A 16028-nucleotide genomic window follows, 5' to 3' on the forward strand; every position below is an offset into this window, starting at 1 on the left:
GGCACCGTCGCCGGATTCTTGACCGTGCTGCGACTCTATTGCAGCACACGATAATTTCCGATGACGGCCCGATATCCGAAACATTTCACTGCGGAGGGGGACGCGAAGAAGGCCCCGGCTCGGAGAGCCGGGGCCTTCTTCGTACTGCGGAGGTGCGCGGTGCGTGCGGTCAGACGCCGACGCCGTGCTGGCGCAGGTACGCCAGCGGGTTGATGTCCGTGCCGTACGTGGCGCCGGTGCGGGCCTCGAAGTGCAGGTGCGGGCCGCTGGAGTTGCCCGTGGAGCCCGACAGGCCGATCTGCTGGCCCGCGGTGACGCTCTCGCCGACGGAGACGTTCAGCGAGAGCAGGTGCCCGTACTGGGTGTACGTACCGTCGTTGTGCTTGATGACGATGTTGTTGCCGTACGCGCCGCCCCAGCCCGCCTCGACGATGGTGCCCGCGCCGACGGCGTGGACCGAGGTGCCCTCGTCCGCGTGGAAGTCGATGCCCGTGTGGCTGCCGGAGGACCACATGCCGCCACCCGCGCCGTACTGGGTGCTGACGTAGGAGCCGTCGACGGGAGCCACGAAGGTGTTGAGGCGCTTGCGGGCCTCCTCGCGGGCGGCGCGCTCGGCGGCCTCGCGCTCGGACTTCTCCTTGGCCTCGGCGGTCCGCTTGGCCTCGGAGGCGCGCTGCTTGGCGTCGGCCTCGGCCTGCGCCTGGGCTGCGACGGCCTCGGCGGCGACCTGCTGGGACTCGGCCTGGACCTCGATGTCGTCCTGGAGGCCGTCGGCGACGACGACCGCGCTCTGGCCGGTGTCCTCGACGGAGGGCGCGCTGTTGTCCGCGGCGAAGGCCGGGGCTGCGACGGCGGCGACCACACCCGTGGTGGCGAGGGCGGCTATGCCGGCGTAGCCGGCGGTCTTGCGGCTCAGACGGCTGGAACCACGGTGCTTGCCGGGAGCGGCGGTACGACTGCCAAACGCCATGAAGGGGCTGGTCCTTTCCTTCCCTCTCGCCTACCGGGTTAGCTGACGGGTTCGGAGCAGGAAGGTCTCCTACGGGCCCCTCTTGCGAGGTGGTCCGATTCACCCCAGGGACACATGTGGGTCCCCGGCTCCCCAGGCTCGCGCCTGACGGGGACTCGGCGATCGCTGCCCGGTGCCGCGGGTGCGGCGCGCACAACTGACGGACAGCAAGGGCGACGCTAGGCGGATCATCAGTCGATCGCCAAACAGACGAGCGCTTTTGTTGCGTACGCCACACCGCATAACCGCAACCACGGCTGCAAAGCAGACAAAAGGGGCCCCGACGGTGTCACCGCCGGGGCCCCTGTCACACCCCGGTGCCAGAGCGGCCCCGAAGCCCGAACACCGATGCCACGGAAGTCAGTTGGTGACGACGGTGACCTCACCGATGCCGAGCGCCCGCACGGGCTCCTCGATCTGCGCGGCATCGCCCACCAGGACCGTGACGAGCCGGTCCACCGGGAACGCGCTCACGACCGCCGAAGTGGCCTCCGCCGTACCGGTTTCGGCCAGCCGGGCGTACAACCGCGCCTGGTAGTCGTCCGGCAGCTCCTGCTCCACCTGGTCGGCGAGGGTGCCCGCGACGGACGCCGCCGTCTCGAACTTCAACGGGGCCACGCCCACCAGGTTCTGCACGGCCACGTCGCGTTCGGCGTCGGTCAGGCCCTCCGCGGCCAGCGTGCGCAGCACCTTCCAGAGGTCCTCCAGCGCCGGGCCGGTGTTGGGGGTGTCCACCGACCCGCTGATGGCGAGCATCGAGGCGCCCTTGCCGTCGGCGGTGGAGCGCAGCACCTGGCCGAAGGCCCGCACCCCGTAGGTGTAGCCCTTCTCCTCGCGCAGCACCTTGTCCAGGCGGGAGGTGAGGGTGCCGCCGAGGCAGTACGTGCCGAGCACCTGGGGCGCCCAGACGATGTCGTGCCGGTCGGGACCGATCCGGCCGATCAGCAGCTGCGTCTGGACCGCTCCGGGCCGGTCCACGATGACCACGCGGCCGGTGTCGTCGGCCGTCACGGGCGGAACCGGCAGCGGCTCGGCGGAATTCCCCGTCCAGGTGCCCAGGGTGTCGGCCAGCACGGCGTCCAGGTCGATGCCGGTCAGGTCGCCGACGATCACCGCGGTGGCGGTGGCGGGGCGCACGTGGGCCTCGTAGAAGGCGCGTACGGCCGCGGAGTCGATCCGCGCGACGGTCTCCTCGGTGCCCTGGCGGGGGCGGGACATGCGCAGGGTGGCCGGAAAGAGCTCCTTGGAGAGCTGCTTGGCGGCACGGCGCTGCGGGTTGGCCAGCTCGTGCGGGATCTCGTCGAGCCGGTTGCGCACCAGGCGGTCGACCTCGTTGTCGGCGAAGGCGGGTGCGCGCAGCGCCTCGGCGAGCAGGCCGAGGGCCTTGTGCAGGCGGGAGGCGGGCACCTCCAGCGAGACCCGCAGGCCGGGGTGGTCGGCGTGCGCGTCGAGCGTGGCGCCGCAGCGCTCCAGCTCGGCGGCGAACTCCTCCGCGGAGTGCTTGTCGGTGCCCTCCGACAGGGCGCGGGCCATGATGGTGGCCACCCCGTCGAGGCCCTCGGGCTCGGCGTCCAGCGGGGCGGCGAGGTTGACCTCGACCGCGACGACCTGCTGGCCCGGGCGGTGGCAGCGCAGCAGGGTCAGGCCGTTGGCCAGGGTGCCGCGCACGGGGGCCGGGAAGGCCCAGGGCTTGGCCTCGCCGGCCTGCGGGCGCGGGTGGAAGGTCATCGTGACGGCTGCGGTGTCGCTCACTGCTCCGCCCCCTCGTTCTCGTCGGACTCGTCGGAACCGGGCAGCGGCTCGTAGACCAGCACCGCGCGGTTGTCGGGGCGCAGCCGGGCCGCGGCCACGGCCTGCACTTCCTCGGCGGTGATGTCCAGGACCCGCTGGACGGCGGTCAGCGCCAGCTGGGGGTCGCCGAACAGCACTGCGAAGCGGCACAGTTCGTCGGCCCGGCCGGCCACGGTGCTCAGCCGGTCCAGCCACTCCCGCTCCAGCTGTGCCTGGGCGCGCTCCATCTCCTCGGCCGTGGGGCCCTCCTCGGCGAACCGCGCGAGCTCTTCGTCGACGGCCGCCTCGATGGCGGGTACCTCGACGCCGCTGGAGGTCTTGACGTCCAGCCAGCCCAGCGAGGGCGCGCCGGCCAGGCGCAGCAGGCCGAAACCGGCCGCCACGGCGCTCTGGTCACGGCGGACCAGGCGGTTGTGCAGGCGGGAGGACTCGCCGCCGCCCAGTACGGTCAGCGCCACGTCGGCGGCGTCGCACTCGCGGGTGCCGTCGTGCGGCAGCCGGTAGGCGGCCATCAGCGCGCGGGCCGGGACCTCCTCGACGATCTCCTCACGGAGCTGCCCGCCCATGACCTCGGGGAGCGAGCCGTCGCGCGGCGGCTGCTTGCCGTCGTGCGCCGGAATGGTGCCGAAGTACTTCTCGACCCACGCGAGCGTCGTCTCGGGGTCGATGTCGCCCACGACCGACAGGACGGCGTTGTTGGGCGCGTAGTACGTACGGAAGAAGTTGCGCGCGTCCTCCAGGGACGCGGCGTCCAGGTCGGCCATCGAGCCGATCGGGGTGTGGTGGTACGGGTGGCCCTCGGGGTAGGCGAGGGCGGTCAGCTTCTCGAAGGCGGTGCCGTACGGCACGTTGTCGTAGCGCTGGCGGCGTTCGTTCTTGACGACGTCGCGCTGGTTCTCCATGGACTCCTCGTCCAGGGCGGCCAGCAGCGAACCCATGCGGTCCGCCTCCAGCCACAGGGCGAGCTCCAGCTGGTGGGCCGGCATCGTCTCGAAGTAGTTGGTGCGCTCGAAGCTGGTGGTGCCGTTCAGGGAGCCGCCGGCGCCCTGGACCAGCTCGAAGTGCCCGTTGCCCGCCACGCTCGCCGAGCCCTGGAACATCAGGTGCTCGAAGAGGTGAGCCAGACCGGTCCGGCCCTTGACTTCGTGGCGCGAGCCGACGTCGTACCAGAGGCAGACGGCGGCGACCGGGGTGAGGTGGTCCTCGGACAGCACCACGCGCAGGCCGTTGGCCAGCCGGTGCTCGGTCGCTGTCAGGCCGCCGGAGCCGGCCTGAGCTGTGGCCGTGTGACCCATGGGCATGTGGTCCCTTCGATCGCGATGCAGAGATTTCTGTCAGACCTGCCACTGTATGCAAGCGCGTCGGCCACCGGAGAAGTTCCCGGGTCCCGCCCCCGGACTCCGTCCGGGGTGTCCCCGGGGTCGGAGTCGGCGTTGTCGGTGCCTCGGGCCACAATGGTCCGCGTCGACACCCGCCCGGACGGACCCGTCCGGGCACCCGTACACCCCGAACCTTGGTTAAGGAGCCGCGCAGCGATGGCCCGCCGCAGCACGAAGACCCCGCCGCCGGAGGACTTCGAGGAGAAGATCCTCGACATCGACGTCGTCGATGAGATGCAGGGCTCCTTCCTTGAGTACGCGTATTCCGTGATCTACTCCCGGGCCCTGCCCGACGCCCGGGACGGCATGAAGCCGGTGCACCGGCGCATCGTCTACCAGATGAACGAGATGGGCCTGCGCCCCGACCGCGGGTACGTCAAGTGCGCCCGTGTCGTCGGCGAGGTCATGGGCAAGCTGCACCCGCACGGTGACGCCTCGATCTACGACGCCCTCGTGCGCATGGCCCAGCCCTTCTCGATGCGGCTGCCGCTGGTCGACGGCCACGGCAACTTCGGCTCGCTCGGCAACGACGACCCGCCGGCCGCGATGCGTTACACCGAGTGCAAGATGGCCGACGCGACGTCGCTGATGACGGAGTCGATCGACGAGGACACCGTCGACTTCACCGCCAACTACGACGGCCAGGAGCGCGAGCCCGTCGCCCTCCCCGCCGCCTACCCGAACCTGCTGGTCAACGGCGCCTCCGGGATCGCCGTCGGCATGGCCACCAACATGGCCCCGCACAACCTGGGCGAGGTCATCGCGGCCGCCCGCCACCTGATCCGCTACCCGGAGGCCGACCTGGAGGCGCTGATGCGCTTCGTTCCGGGCCCCGACCTGCCCACGGGCGGACGGATCGTGGGTCTCTCCGGGATCAAGGACGCCTACGAGAACGGTCGCGGCACGTTCAAGATCCGCGCCACCGTGGCCGTGGAGGACGTGACCCCGCGCCGCAAGGGCCTGGTCGTCACCGAACTGCCCTTCACGGTCGGTCCCGAGAAGGTCATCGCGAAGATCAAGGACCTGGTCGGCTCGAAGAAGCTCCAGGGCATCGCCGACGTCAAGGACCTCACCGACCGCTCGCACGGCCTGCGCCTGGTCATCGAGATCAAGAACGGCTTCCACCCGGAGGCCGTACTGGAGCAGCTGTACAAGCTGACGCCGATGGAGGAGTCCTTCGGCATCAACAACGTCGCGCTGGTCGACGGCCAGCCGCTGACGCTGGGCCTCAAGGAACTGCTGGAGGTCTACCTCGACCACCGCTTCGAGGTCGTGCGGCGCCGCAGCGAGTTCCGCCGCGGCAAGCGGCGCGACCGCCTGCACCTGGTCGAGGGCCTGCTGGTGGCCCTGGTCGACATCGACGAGGTCATCCGGATCATCCGGGACAGCGACAACTCCGCACAGGCCAAGGAGCGCCTGATGGAGCGCTTCTCCCTGAGCGAGATCCAGACCCAGTACATCCTCGACACCCCGCTGCGCCGCCTCACCCGCTTCGACCGGATCGAGCTGGAGTCCGAGCGCGACCGGCTGACGGGCGAGATCGACGAGCTGACCGGGATCCTGGACTCGGACAGCGAGCTGCGCAAGCTGGTCTCCAGCGAACTCGCCGCCGTCGCGAAGAAGTTCGGCACCGAGCGCCGCACCGTGCTGCTGGAGTCGGCGGGCACGGCGGTCGCCGCGGTCCCGCTGGAGGTCGCCGACGACCCCTGCCGCGTGCTGCTGTCGTCCACCGGTCTGCTGGCCCGTACGGCCAACGCCGAGCCGCTGCCCGAGGAGGAGGGCGGCTCCCGCGCCAAGCACGACCTGATCGTCTCGCAGGTGGCCGCCACCGCGCGGGCCGACGTGGGCGTGGTGACCTCCTACGGGCGCCTGCTGCGGCTGTCGGTGATCGACCTGCCGCAGCTCCCGGACACCCACGCCGCGCCGAACCTGGCGGGCGGTGCCCCGGTCGCGGAGTTCGTCTCCGGGCTGGAGGCCGACGAGACGGTGATCTGCCTGATCTCGCTGGACGAGTCCTCGCAGGGTCTGGCCCTGGGCACCGAGCAGGGCGTGGTCAAGCGGGTCGTGCCGGACTACCCGGCCAACAAGGACGAGCTGGAGGTCATCACCCTCAAGGACGGCGACCGGATCGTCGGCGCGGTCGAACTGCGCACCGGCGAGGAGGACCTGGTCTTCATCACCGACGACGCCCAGCTGCTGCGCTACCCGGCGGGCCAGGTGCGCCCGCAGGGCCGCCCGGCGGGCGGCATGGCGGGCATCAAGCTCTCCGAGAACGCCAAGGTGATCCACTTCTCGGCGGTGGACCCGGCGCGGGACGCCGTGGTGTTCAGCGTGGCGGGATCGCACGCCACCCTGGACGACTCGGTGCGCTCCGGCAAGCTCACCCCGTTCGACCAGTACCCGCGCAAGGGGCGCGCCACCGGTGGTGTGCGCTGCCAGCGGTTCCTGAAGGGCGAGGACCTGCTGGTGCTGGCCTGGGCCGGCAACGCCCCGGTCCGCGCCGCCTCGGCGAACGGCACTCCGGCCGCACTGCCGGCGGTGGACCCGCGCCGCGACGGCTCGGGCACCGCACTGCCGGCCGATGTCCGGGCACTGGCGGGCGGCGCGCTGTAGCGGCGGGTGCGGGGGGGGGGGGGGGGGGGGGGGGGGGCCCGGCCCCCCCCCCCCCCCCCCCCCCCCCCCCCCACGACCCGACTACTGTTTTCCCCGTACACGCGGGTGGGGGGAGAACAGAGCCGATGAGTCGTCGGTCGAGCGGATTGATCGGGGTCTGGGCGGAGGCCCAGCGGCAGCAGCAGCGGACGCAGTTGATCCAGCAGCGCGAGGCCGAGCGCCGGCAGCGGGCCTACGAGCGGGACGTCGCCCGGGACCGGCGTGAGCAGCAGGCCGCCTACAAACAGCACCGCGAGGCCGAGGCCCGGCGGCGCACCGAGCAGCTCGAAGCCGAGGTCGCCGCCCTGCAGGGGCTGCTGGCCGCCGGCTGCCGGGCACCGGCGTTCCGGATGGCCTCCCTGGTCCGCGACGAGCGGCTCGAAGCCTTCAACCCCGGCACCCTCGCCCACCCGGTGCCGATGCCCCAGCTGCACCAGTTCCAGCAGCAGAGCAGCGGCTGGACCCTCGGCTCGGGGCGTCGCGCCCAGGCCGAGCGGGAGGCCCACGACCGGTACACGCAGGCGTGGCAGGCCGCGCACGCCGCGGAGCAGGAGCGGCTGCGGCAGCTGGCCGCGTACCGGCAGCAGTACGACCGGTGGGCGGCGGAGCAGCTCGCCGGGATCCGCCGCCACAACGGCGGTCTCACCGAACTGGCCGACGCGCTGCGCGCGGGTGATCCCGAGGCGGCGGTGGAGTACTTCTCGGCGGCGCTGTACGCCTCCACGGCCTGGCCCGAGGAGCTGCCCCGCCAGGTCTCGGCGGCGTACGACCCGGCGGCGCGGCAGCTCGTGCTGGACTGGGAGCTGCCCCGGTACGAGGCCGTGCCGGAGACGAAGTCCGTGCGGTACGTGGCGGGCACGGACCAGGACAAGGAGACCGCCCGGCCGGCGACGCAGCGCCGGGCGCTGTACCGGGACCTGCTGGCCCAGTGCGTGTTGCTGGTGCTGCGCGAGGTGTACGCGGCGGACGAGTTCGGGGCGCTGGAGTCGGTGGTCGTCAACGGGTTCGTGGACGACCACGATCCGGTGACCGGCCGGGAGGCACAGCTCGTCCTGACGACCGTGCAGGCCCCGCACTCCGCCTTCTCCGGACTGCGGCTGGAGCAGGTGAGCGCGGTGGACTGTCTGACGGACGGCCTGCGCGGGCAGTTGTCGGCGCGGCCGGACCAGCTGACGGCCGTACGGGCGAGCCGCAGGCCGGGCGAGGTCGGCGGCGCCGGCGGGGTCGTCAGCCACGGCGGGCACGCGGACGGCGGGGAGGAACCCGACCTCTTCGTAATGGACCCGATCGCCTTCGAGAACCTGGTGGCGGAGCTGTTTCGGGCGATGGGCATGGAGGCGGTGACCACGCAGCGGTCGGGCGACGGCGGTGTGGACGTCGAGGCGCTGGACCCGGCCCCTATCCGGGGCGGGCGGATCGTGGTGCAGGTCAAGCGCTACCGGAACACGGTGCCTCCGACGGCCGTGCGTGATCTGTACGGCACGGTCCAGGACAAGGGGGCGAACAAGGGGGTGCTGGTCACCACCGCGTCCTTCGGGCCCGGGTCGTACACCTTTGCCAACGGCAAGCCGCTGGAGTTGGTTCCCGGGGCCGAACTGGTCGAGCTGCTGCACCGGTACGGACTGCGGGGGCGGCTGGGCGGGAGCACCCGGGAGGCCGCCGTACCGGCTCCGCGGGGAACGCGGCGGGACGCGGGGGCGGCTGCGCGGGGGGCGGATCCGGCCGCCGACACCGTCCCGGCCCTGCCCCTGGAACCGCCGCCCGTGGCGGCCGACCGCAACGTGCTGGGGATGTACTGGTCCGGCCGGGTCGCGCTCGACGTGTGCGCGCTGGTCTGCGAGGGCGACCGGGTGCTGAGCGAGGACCACTTCGTGTTCTTCAACAACCCGCGGACCCCGGACGGTTCGGTGCGTTCCCGTCCGCACACGGCGCCCGACAAGGCCGCCGTGGAGGTCGGCTTCGACGCCCTGCCGCAGCGTGCCGACCGCCTGGTCCTGGTCGCCGCCATCGACCCGGAGGCCGATCCGGACGCTGACCTCGCGGGGTTCACCGACGCCCGGATCCGGCTGCTGGACGCGGCCGGAGGGGAGATCGACCAGCTGGAGGTCTCTGACGGCAGGGCGGGCGAGACGGCCCTGGTCCTCGGCTCCTTCCGGCGCCGCCCGAACGGCGACTGGAAGTTCGTGATCGGCGGCAAGGGCTACCGCGGTGGCCTGGAGGACCTGTTGCGGGAGTACGGGGTCGAGGTGGCCTGACCGGCACCGTCGCCCGGTGCGGACGTCAGGCCCCGCCGGGGCCCGGTACGCCCCGGTGGCCACGGCCGTGGGGAACCGCGTCCCGGGGCTCCGGTCCCGCGGCCCGCGGGGCGCGGCGGGCCGCGGTACGGGCGCCCAGGGGGAGGGCCGCCGCCAGGGAGGCCGCGGCCACCGTCCCGGCCCCGGCGGCCGGCCAGCCCACGGCGGCGCCCGTCGGCGGCGGCCCGAACCGCGGCTGGGCCACGCCCTCCGGGTCCAGGGTCACCTGCGACGCGGCGCCCACCGGGTGTTCCCGGGCCCACTCGGCCCCGCGGAAGAAGCTCGGCGACGCGGCGAGGGTGAGGGTCCGGCCGTCCTCCAGCCGCACGTCCGCCAGGTACACCTCCCCCGTGTCGGGGTTCCCGCGGGTCCAGGCGGCGGTGACCGCGGCCGGGTACGCCACCCCCCGGTCGCGCAGGATCTCGTCGGCGGCCCGCGCCGACCAGCCGTACGCCAGCGTGACCGTCCCGACGTAGAGGACCCCGGCGGCGACCCCGGCCGTCCGGACCCCGCGCGGGCTCAGCCCCGGGGAGGCCGCGAGGAGGCCGAAGCCGACGATCGCGGCCAGCGCGAGGTACATCCAGGCCAGTCCCTGGAGGCGCGACAGGCCGGAGTCGGCCCTGGTGTGCAGGTCCCACAGCATGAACAGCCGTGCCAGCCCGGTGAAGACGCCGGTGAGGGCCACCGCCCACGCGCCCGCCCAGATCCCGGTCCATGTCCCCGCCCGGCCCGCGAGCCGCCGGTGTTCCCCGTCCGCGCCCATCCCCCCAGCGTCCCAGCAACATCCGGCGGGCGTAAGGGCGCGGACCGCCCCGGCCGTCGGGCGGGCTCACTCGCCGGGGCCGGCGCCCCCGTCCGGCCCGGCGAGCCCGTCGGTCTCCTCCCCGGTACGGTCCGCCCGGTCCACGTAGCGCAGCACGCCCCACATGCTCTCGGGCGGCGTGTTCCGCGGGTCCTCCTCTTCGCAGCCGGCCAGTTCGTGCAGCAGCCCGGGGCCGTCGAGGGCGGAGCCGATCAGGACCAGCTGCGTCCTGCGCGGCTCCCCCCGCCCCCAGGGACCGGGGGCGAAGCGCAGGAAGCGGCCGACCGAGTGGACCTCGTAGCGCTCCTGGTGGCCGGGGACGCCGAACCAGACGAAGCCCTTGATCCGGTAGAGGCCGGCCGGGCGGCGGTCGAGGAAGTCGATGAGGCGGCGCGGGGAGAGCGCCTCGTGTGAGGTGAACTCGACCGCCTCGTAGGCCGCGTGCAGGTGCCCGTCGTGGTCCTGCCCGTCGGTGTGCCCGTGTTCCGCGGCCTCCACGAGCAGGTCCTCGAAGGACAGCTGCCCCCGGGTCCGCGACCAGGGCCGGCGGTCGAAGAGCAGTTCCGGGTCGATCCGCCCGTGTTCGGCACCGACCACGGGGATGCCCGGGGCGCAGAGCGCGGCGAGTTCGCCCTCGACGCGGGCCCGTTCGGCGGCGTCCACGCGGTCGGTCTTGTTCAGCACCACGAGGTCGGCGACGGCCAGGTGACGGTCGGTCTCGGGGTGCGCGGCCCGGGTCGCGTCGAACTCGGCCGCGTCGACGACCTGCACCAGGCCGCCGTAGCGGACGGACGGATTCTCGTTGGCCACGAGCATCCGGACCATCTCCTGCGGCTCGGCGAGTCCGCTGGCCTCGATGACGATCACGTCGATCCGGTGGACGGGTGCGGCGAGCTTGTCCAGGTACGCGTCCAGTTCGCTGCCGTCGACCGCGCAGCACAGGCAACCGCCGCCGAGCGAGACCATCGAGTCGCCGACCTGTCCGGCCACGGACATCGCGTCGATCTCGATCGACCCGAAGTCGTTGACGACGACCCCGATCCGGGTCCCCGCGCGGTGGGCGAGCAGGTGGTTGAGCACGGTGGTCTTGCCGGAACCTAGGAATCCGGAGAGGACGACGACCGGAACGGTCCGGGCGGGGGGAGCGGGCTGCCTGCTGTTCACCCGGACGATCGTAGTCAGCCCAGCGGGGGGACCGGCCGGGGCGGGGTCGGGCCGGCGTAGCGCGCGGCCGGCCGGATGATCTTCGGGTCGGCGGCCTGTTCGAGGATGTTCGCGCTCCAGCCGACCACCCGGGCCGCGCAGAAGGTGGGGGTGAACATCTCGCGCGGCAGCCCGCACAGCTCCATGACCACGCCCGCGTAGAACTCCACGTTGGTGTGCAGCTCGCGGCCCGGCTTGAGTTCGGCGAGGATCTCCTCCACCTGCCGCTCGACCTCCACGGCGAAGTCCACGAGCGGCCCGCCGAAGTCCCGGGCGATCCCCCGCAGCATCCGGGAGCGCGGGTCCTCGGTGCGGTAGACGGGGTGCCCGAAGCCCATGATCCGGTCCCCGGCGAGCACCCGTTCCCGGATCCACGGCCCGATCCGTTCCACCGTGCCGATGGCGTCGAGGGTGTCCAGGGCCCGGCTGGGCGCGCCCCCGTGGAGGGGTCCGGAGAGCGCGCCGATCGCACCGGTCAGGCAGGCCGCGACGTCCGCGCCGGTGGAGGCGATCACGCGGGCGGTGAAGGTGGAGGCGTTGAAGCCGTGGTCGACCGTGGAGACGAGGTACCGCTCGACGGCGCGTGCCCGGACCGGGTCGGGCTCCTCGCCGGTGAGCATCCAGAGGTGGTTGGCGGCGTACGGGAGGTCGTCGCGCGGCTCCACGGGCTCCAGGCCGCGGCCCAGCCGGTGCAGGGCCGTGAGCAGCGTCGGGACGGCGGCGCAGGCGGCGAGCGCGTCGGCGGCGCGGGCCTCGGGGGTGAGGTCGTAGACCGGGCGGAATCCGGCGGTGGCGCCGAGCAGCGAGAGGGCGGTGCGCAGCCCGGCGAGCGGCCCGGAGGCGGCGGTGGCGCGGGCGAGGGCAGGCAGGGCGTCCCGGACGTCGGCGGGCAGGTGGCGCAGCGGTGCGATCTCGGCGGCGAAGGCGTCCCGCCCGGAGCGGTCGGCGGGCAGCGCGCCGCGGAACATCAGGTGCCAGACGTCCTCGAAGGTGCGGCTCTCGGCGAGCTCGACGGCCGAGTACTGGCGGTAGTGGTAGAAGCCTTCCAGGCCCCGGACGTCACCGAGCTGGGTCTCGGTGACCACGACTCCCGCGAGACCGCGGGGTACTTCGAAGGTGGTGTTCATGAATCGACCATCCATCCTTGACTGGATCCTTGTCAATGTTGATTAAATCCATGTATGTAGGCTGTGTGTCATGTCTGATCGTGCACCCGACGACCCTCCCGGCGCCGAGGGGACGCGGCGGCTCACGACCCAGGAGGCCGCCCGCCTCCTGGGGGTGAAGCCGGCCACCGTGTACGCCTACGTCAGCCGCGGCCAGCTCGGCAGCCGCCGCGATCCGGTGGGCCGTGGCAGCAGCTTCGACGCGCGCGAGGTGGAGGCGCTGGCCCGGCGGAGCCGCCGTGAGGCGGCGGGCCCGCCCGGGGAACTCTCCGTCCGCACCTCGCTCACCCTCATCGAGGCCGACCGGTACTTCTTCCGGGGCGTGGACGCCGTCGAGCTGGCCTCGCGGTACGCCTACGAGGAGGTCGCCGAGTGGCTGTGGACGGGGAGCCTGCCGCACGGGGCCCGGTTCGCCGCTCCCCCGGAGGCGCTCGCCGCGGCCCGGCGGGCGGTGGCGGCCCTGCCGGAGCACAGCGGCCCCCTGGACCGGCTGCGGGTCGCCGTCACGGCGGCGGCGGTGGCGGACCCGCTGCGCTTCGACCTGTCCGGGGAGGCCGTGCTCGGTTCGGCGCGCAGCCTGGTGCCGACGCTGGTCGGCGCCCTGCCGGAAGCCGCCCCGGCCCGCGTCGGGGACGGGCGGCTCGCCTGGGAACTGTGGTCCCGGCTGACGGCAGTGGACCCCGACCCGGCGGCCCTGGACGTGCTGGACCTGGCGCTGGCGCTGCTGGTCGACCACGACCTGGCCGCCTCCACGCTCGCGGTGCGGGTGGCCGCCTCGGCGCGGGCCCATCCCTACGCGGTGGTCTCGGCCGGGCTGGGCGCACTGGAGGGCCCCCTGCACGGAGCGGCCGGGCGGCTCGCGCACCGCATGCTGACGGAGGTCCTGGAACGGGGCGGCGCCGCGCCCGTGGTGGCGGAGTACCTGCGCGCCGGGCGGCGGGTACCCGGCCTCGGCCACCGCCTGTACCGGGGGGAGGATCCGCGGGCGCGGGCCCTGTTCGGCCGGCTGGAGGGACTCCCCCAGGCCGGTCCCGCGCTGGGCGCGGCCCGGGACGTGGCCGCCGTGATGGCCCGGCACGGACTGCACCCGAACGTGGACCTGGCCCTCGCGGTGCTGACGGTGTCCTGCGCCATGCCCGCCGAGGCGGGGGAAACGGTGTTCGCGGTGGCCCGGACGGCGGGCTGGATCGCACACGCGCTGGAGGAGTACCAGGAACGGCCCCTGCGCATGCGGCCGAGCGGCCATTACGACGGCCCCCGGCCGCCCAGGCCACTGCCGTGACGGGTGGCGGGGGCCGCGGCGAACCGCGGGAGCGGGCCCGCGCCTGACGGCCCCCGTACCCGCCGCCACCCGCACAGGGAGACCCAGGCATTCCGCTTACGCCGTCACCGACCTACGGTTACTGGTCATGCGGTTCCTTCCCGCGAGTGCCCGACGCCTCGGGCTGCCCCGACGGGCCGTCTCGCAGATCCTGCTCACCCAGCTGGCCATCGCCGCCGGGGTCCTCGTGCTGGCCACCGGGCTCTTCCTCGCCCCGCTCAGCGCCCAGCTGGACGACCAGGCCATGCGCCGCGCGCTGGCCATCGCCCAGAGCGCGGCGGCGGACCCGTCCCTGGCCTCCGACCTCCTGAGGTCGGGAACGTCCCCGGACACCCCCGTACAGGCGGCGGCGGAGCGGATCCGCAGCGCCACCGGAGCCGAGTACGTGGTCGTCATGGACCTGAAGGGCATCCGCCGCTCCCACCCCAGCCCCGACCGCATCGGGCTGCCCGTCTCCACCGACCCCGGCGACGCCCTGGCCGGACACGACGTCATGGAGATCGACGAGGGCACCCTCGGCCGCTCGGCCCGCGGCAAGGTCCCCCTGGTCGCCGCCGACGGAGAGATCGTCGGCGCCGTCTCCGTCGGCATCCCCTACGACAGCGTGCGCGACCGGCTCCTCGGCGCCATCCCCGGACTGCTCGCCTACGCCGGCGGAGCCCTGGCCGCCGGTGCGCTCGCCGCCTACCTGCTGTCCCGCCGGATCCAGCGGCAGACCCGCGACCTCGCGTTCTCCGACATCGCCGCTCTCCTCGCGGAACGCGAGGCCATGCTGCACTCCATCCGCGAGGGCGTGATCGCACTCGACGGCGACGACCGCGTACGGCTCGTCAATGACGAGGCCGCCCGGCTGCTGGGGCTCTCCCCGGACGCGGCCCGCACCCTCGCCGGGCGCCCGCTCGACGAGCTCCTCGGCCCGGGCCGCACCAGCGACGTCCTCGCCGGCCGCGTCAGCGGACGCGACCTGCTCACCGTCCAGGGCCCGCGGGTCCTGGTCGCCAACCGGATGCCGACCGCCGACGGCGGCGCGGTCGCCACCCTGCGCGACCGTACCGAGGTGGAGCACCTGAGCCGCGAGCTGGACTCCACGAAGGGCCTGATCGATGCCCTGCGCGCCCAGGACCACGAGCACGCCAACCGCCTCCACACCCTCCTCGGCCTGCTCGAACTGGGACTGCACGAGGAGGCCGTCGCCTTCGTGAACGAGGTCGCGGGGGTGCACCGCAGCACCGCCGAGCAGGTCACCGAGAAGGTCCACGACCCCCTGCTGGCCGCCCTGCTGGTCGGCAAGGCCACCGTCGCCGCGGAACGGGGCGCCTCGCTGCGGCTGGCTCCGACCGCCTTCCTCCCCGACCGCCTGGTGGACCCGGGAGGCCTCGTCACGATCCTCGGCAATCTGGTGGACAACGCCCTGGACGCGACGGCGGGCTCGGCCGCGCCCGTGGTGGGGGGCGGCCTCCACGCCGCGGGCCGCACCGCCGTGCTGCGGGTGCGCGACAGCGGCCCGGGCGTCCCCGCCGGGCGCCACGAGGAGATCTTCACCGAGGGCTGGTCGACCAAGCAGCCCGAGGCCCACCGCGAACGCGGCCTCGGACTCGCCCTCGTACGCCGCCTCGCGGAGCGGCAGGGCGGCAGCGCGCGGGCCGGGGAAGCCTCGGACGGAGGGGCGGAGTTCTCCGTCGTGCTCCCGGAGGCCCTGCGGTGAACGGGACCCCTAGCGGTGAGCTGGCCGTACTGGTCGTCGACGACGACGTGCGCGTCGCCCGGATCAACGAGGCGTACGTGGCCAAGGTTCCCGGGTTCCGTGTGGCCGGCCGGGCCCACTCGGCGGCCGAGGCCCTGGAGTTCCTCACCACCCGGCCCGTGGACCTCGTCCTCCTGGACCACTACCTGCCGGACGAGAACGGCCTCGACCTGGTGCGCCGCATGCGCCAGCTGGGCCACCACACCGACGTGATCATGGTCACGGCCGCCCGGGACCTGGCCACCGTCCAGGCGGCCATGCGGCTCGGCGCCCTCCAGTACCTGGTCAAGCCGTTCACCTTCACCGGACTGCGCGCCAGGCTGGAGGCCTACGCCGCGCTGCGCCGCTCCCTCTCCGGCGGCGGCGAGGCCGAGCAGGCCGAGGTGGACCGGATCTTCGGCGCCCTGGCCGCGGCGGGCACCCCGAACGAGCTCCCCAAGGGCCACTCCCCCACCACCGCCGAGCTGGTGCGCCAGGTCCTGCGCACCGCCGAAGGCCCCCTGTCCACCCAGCAGGTCGCCGACCGCGCCGGCATCAGCCGCCAGACCGCCCAGCGCTACCTGAAGCTCCTGGACCGCGCCGGCCGCGTCACCCTGGCCCTGCGCTACGGCGAGACGGGCCGCCCGGAGCACCGCTACGCGTGGGTCCCCTCGGCGGGCCCCTGAGG

General features: G+C 73.6%; 11 protein-coding genes and 1 riboswitch. Of the genes, 5 read left to right on the forward strand and 6 right to left on the reverse strand.

Features of this window, described 5'->3' with window-relative positions:
- Positions 1–169: 169 nt before the first annotated feature.
- The 3 genes from ACEPPI_RS05640 to ACEPPI_RS05650 all read right to left on the reverse strand — a co-directional run bounded on the left by ACEPPI_RS05640 (position 170) and on the right by ACEPPI_RS05650 (position 4095).
- On the reverse strand, positions 170–970 hold the full coding sequence (locus ACEPPI_RS05640) for a M23 family metallopeptidase (protein WP_373914108.1): 801 nt from the start codon (positions 968–970) through the stop codon (positions 170–172).
- Positions 971–982: 12 nt separating this feature from the next.
- Positions 983–1141, reverse strand: a riboswitch (cyclic di-AMP (ydaO/yuaA leader).
- Between the two features lie 228 nt (positions 1142–1369).
- The gene (locus ACEPPI_RS05645; RefSeq protein ID WP_373914155.1) at positions 1370–2737 is read right to left on the reverse strand and encodes a M16 family metallopeptidase; all 1368 of its coding nucleotides are present in this window, start codon (positions 2735–2737) and stop codon (positions 1370–1372) included.
- Positions 2738–2757: 20 nt separating this feature from the next.
- Positions 2758–4095, reverse strand: coding sequence for a M16 family metallopeptidase (locus ACEPPI_RS05650; protein WP_373914109.1), 1338 nt, complete (start codon positions 4093–4095; stop codon positions 2758–2760).
- A 240-nt stretch (positions 4096–4335) separates the two neighbouring features.
- On the opposite strand from ACEPPI_RS05650, the gene ACEPPI_RS05655 reads away from it, so the two are divergent.
- Complete coding sequence (locus tag ACEPPI_RS05655) at positions 4336–6792, forward strand: DNA topoisomerase (ATP-hydrolyzing) subunit A (RefSeq protein WP_373914110.1); 2457 nt, start codon at positions 4336–4338, stop codon at positions 6790–6792.
- Between the two features lie 125 nt (positions 6793–6917).
- Positions 6918–9086, forward strand: a complete 2169-nt coding sequence (locus ACEPPI_RS05660) for a restriction endonuclease (protein WP_373914111.1) — start codon at positions 6918–6920, stop codon at positions 9084–9086.
- A 25-nt stretch (positions 9087–9111) separates the two neighbouring features.
- Here the strand turns inward: ACEPPI_RS05660 and ACEPPI_RS05665 are convergent, their stop codons facing one another.
- The 3 genes from ACEPPI_RS05665 to ACEPPI_RS05675 form a co-directional block, all read right to left on the reverse strand.
- Entirely contained in the window at positions 9112–9888 is a 777-nt protein-coding gene (locus ACEPPI_RS05665; protein WP_373914112.1) for a hypothetical protein, read from the reverse strand.
- Positions 9889–9954: 66 nt separating this feature from the next.
- On the reverse strand, positions 9955–11091 hold the full coding sequence (locus tag ACEPPI_RS05670) for a GTP-binding protein (RefSeq protein WP_373914113.1): 1137 nt from the start codon (positions 11089–11091) through the stop codon (positions 9955–9957).
- A 14-nt stretch (positions 11092–11105) separates the two neighbouring features.
- The gene (locus tag ACEPPI_RS05675; RefSeq protein WP_373914114.1) at positions 11106–12257 is read right to left on the reverse strand and encodes a citrate synthase/methylcitrate synthase; all 1152 of its coding nucleotides are present in this window, start codon (positions 12255–12257) and stop codon (positions 11106–11108) included.
- Between the two features lie 70 nt (positions 12258–12327).
- Here ACEPPI_RS05675 and ACEPPI_RS05680 point away from each other — a divergent pair, with 70 nt between their 5' ends.
- The 3 genes from ACEPPI_RS05680 to ACEPPI_RS05690 all read left to right on the forward strand — a co-directional run bounded on the left by ACEPPI_RS05680 (position 12328) and on the right by ACEPPI_RS05690 (position 16026).
- A complete protein-coding gene (locus ACEPPI_RS05680) occupies positions 12328–13578 on the forward strand; it encodes a citrate synthase (RefSeq protein WP_373914115.1) in 1251 nt (416 codons plus the stop codon).
- A 127-nt stretch (positions 13579–13705) separates the two neighbouring features.
- A complete protein-coding gene (locus ACEPPI_RS05685; RefSeq protein ID WP_373914116.1) occupies positions 13706–15322 on the forward strand; it encodes an ATP-binding protein in 1617 nt (538 codons plus the stop codon).
- Positions 15319–16026 carry a response regulator gene (locus ACEPPI_RS05690; protein WP_373914117.1) on the forward strand — a complete coding sequence of 236 codons (708 nt, stop codon included), beginning with the start codon at positions 15319–15321 and terminating at the stop codon, positions 16024–16026. The genes ACEPPI_RS05685 and ACEPPI_RS05690 overlap by 4 nt, the downstream gene beginning before the upstream one ends.
- Positions 16027–16028 lie beyond the last annotated feature (2 nt).

This window comes from Streptomyces sp. AB3(2024) (assembly GCF_041862025.1).
In the GTDB taxonomy this organism is placed as follows: Bacteria; Actinomycetota; Actinomycetes; order Streptomycetales; family Streptomycetaceae; genus Streptomyces.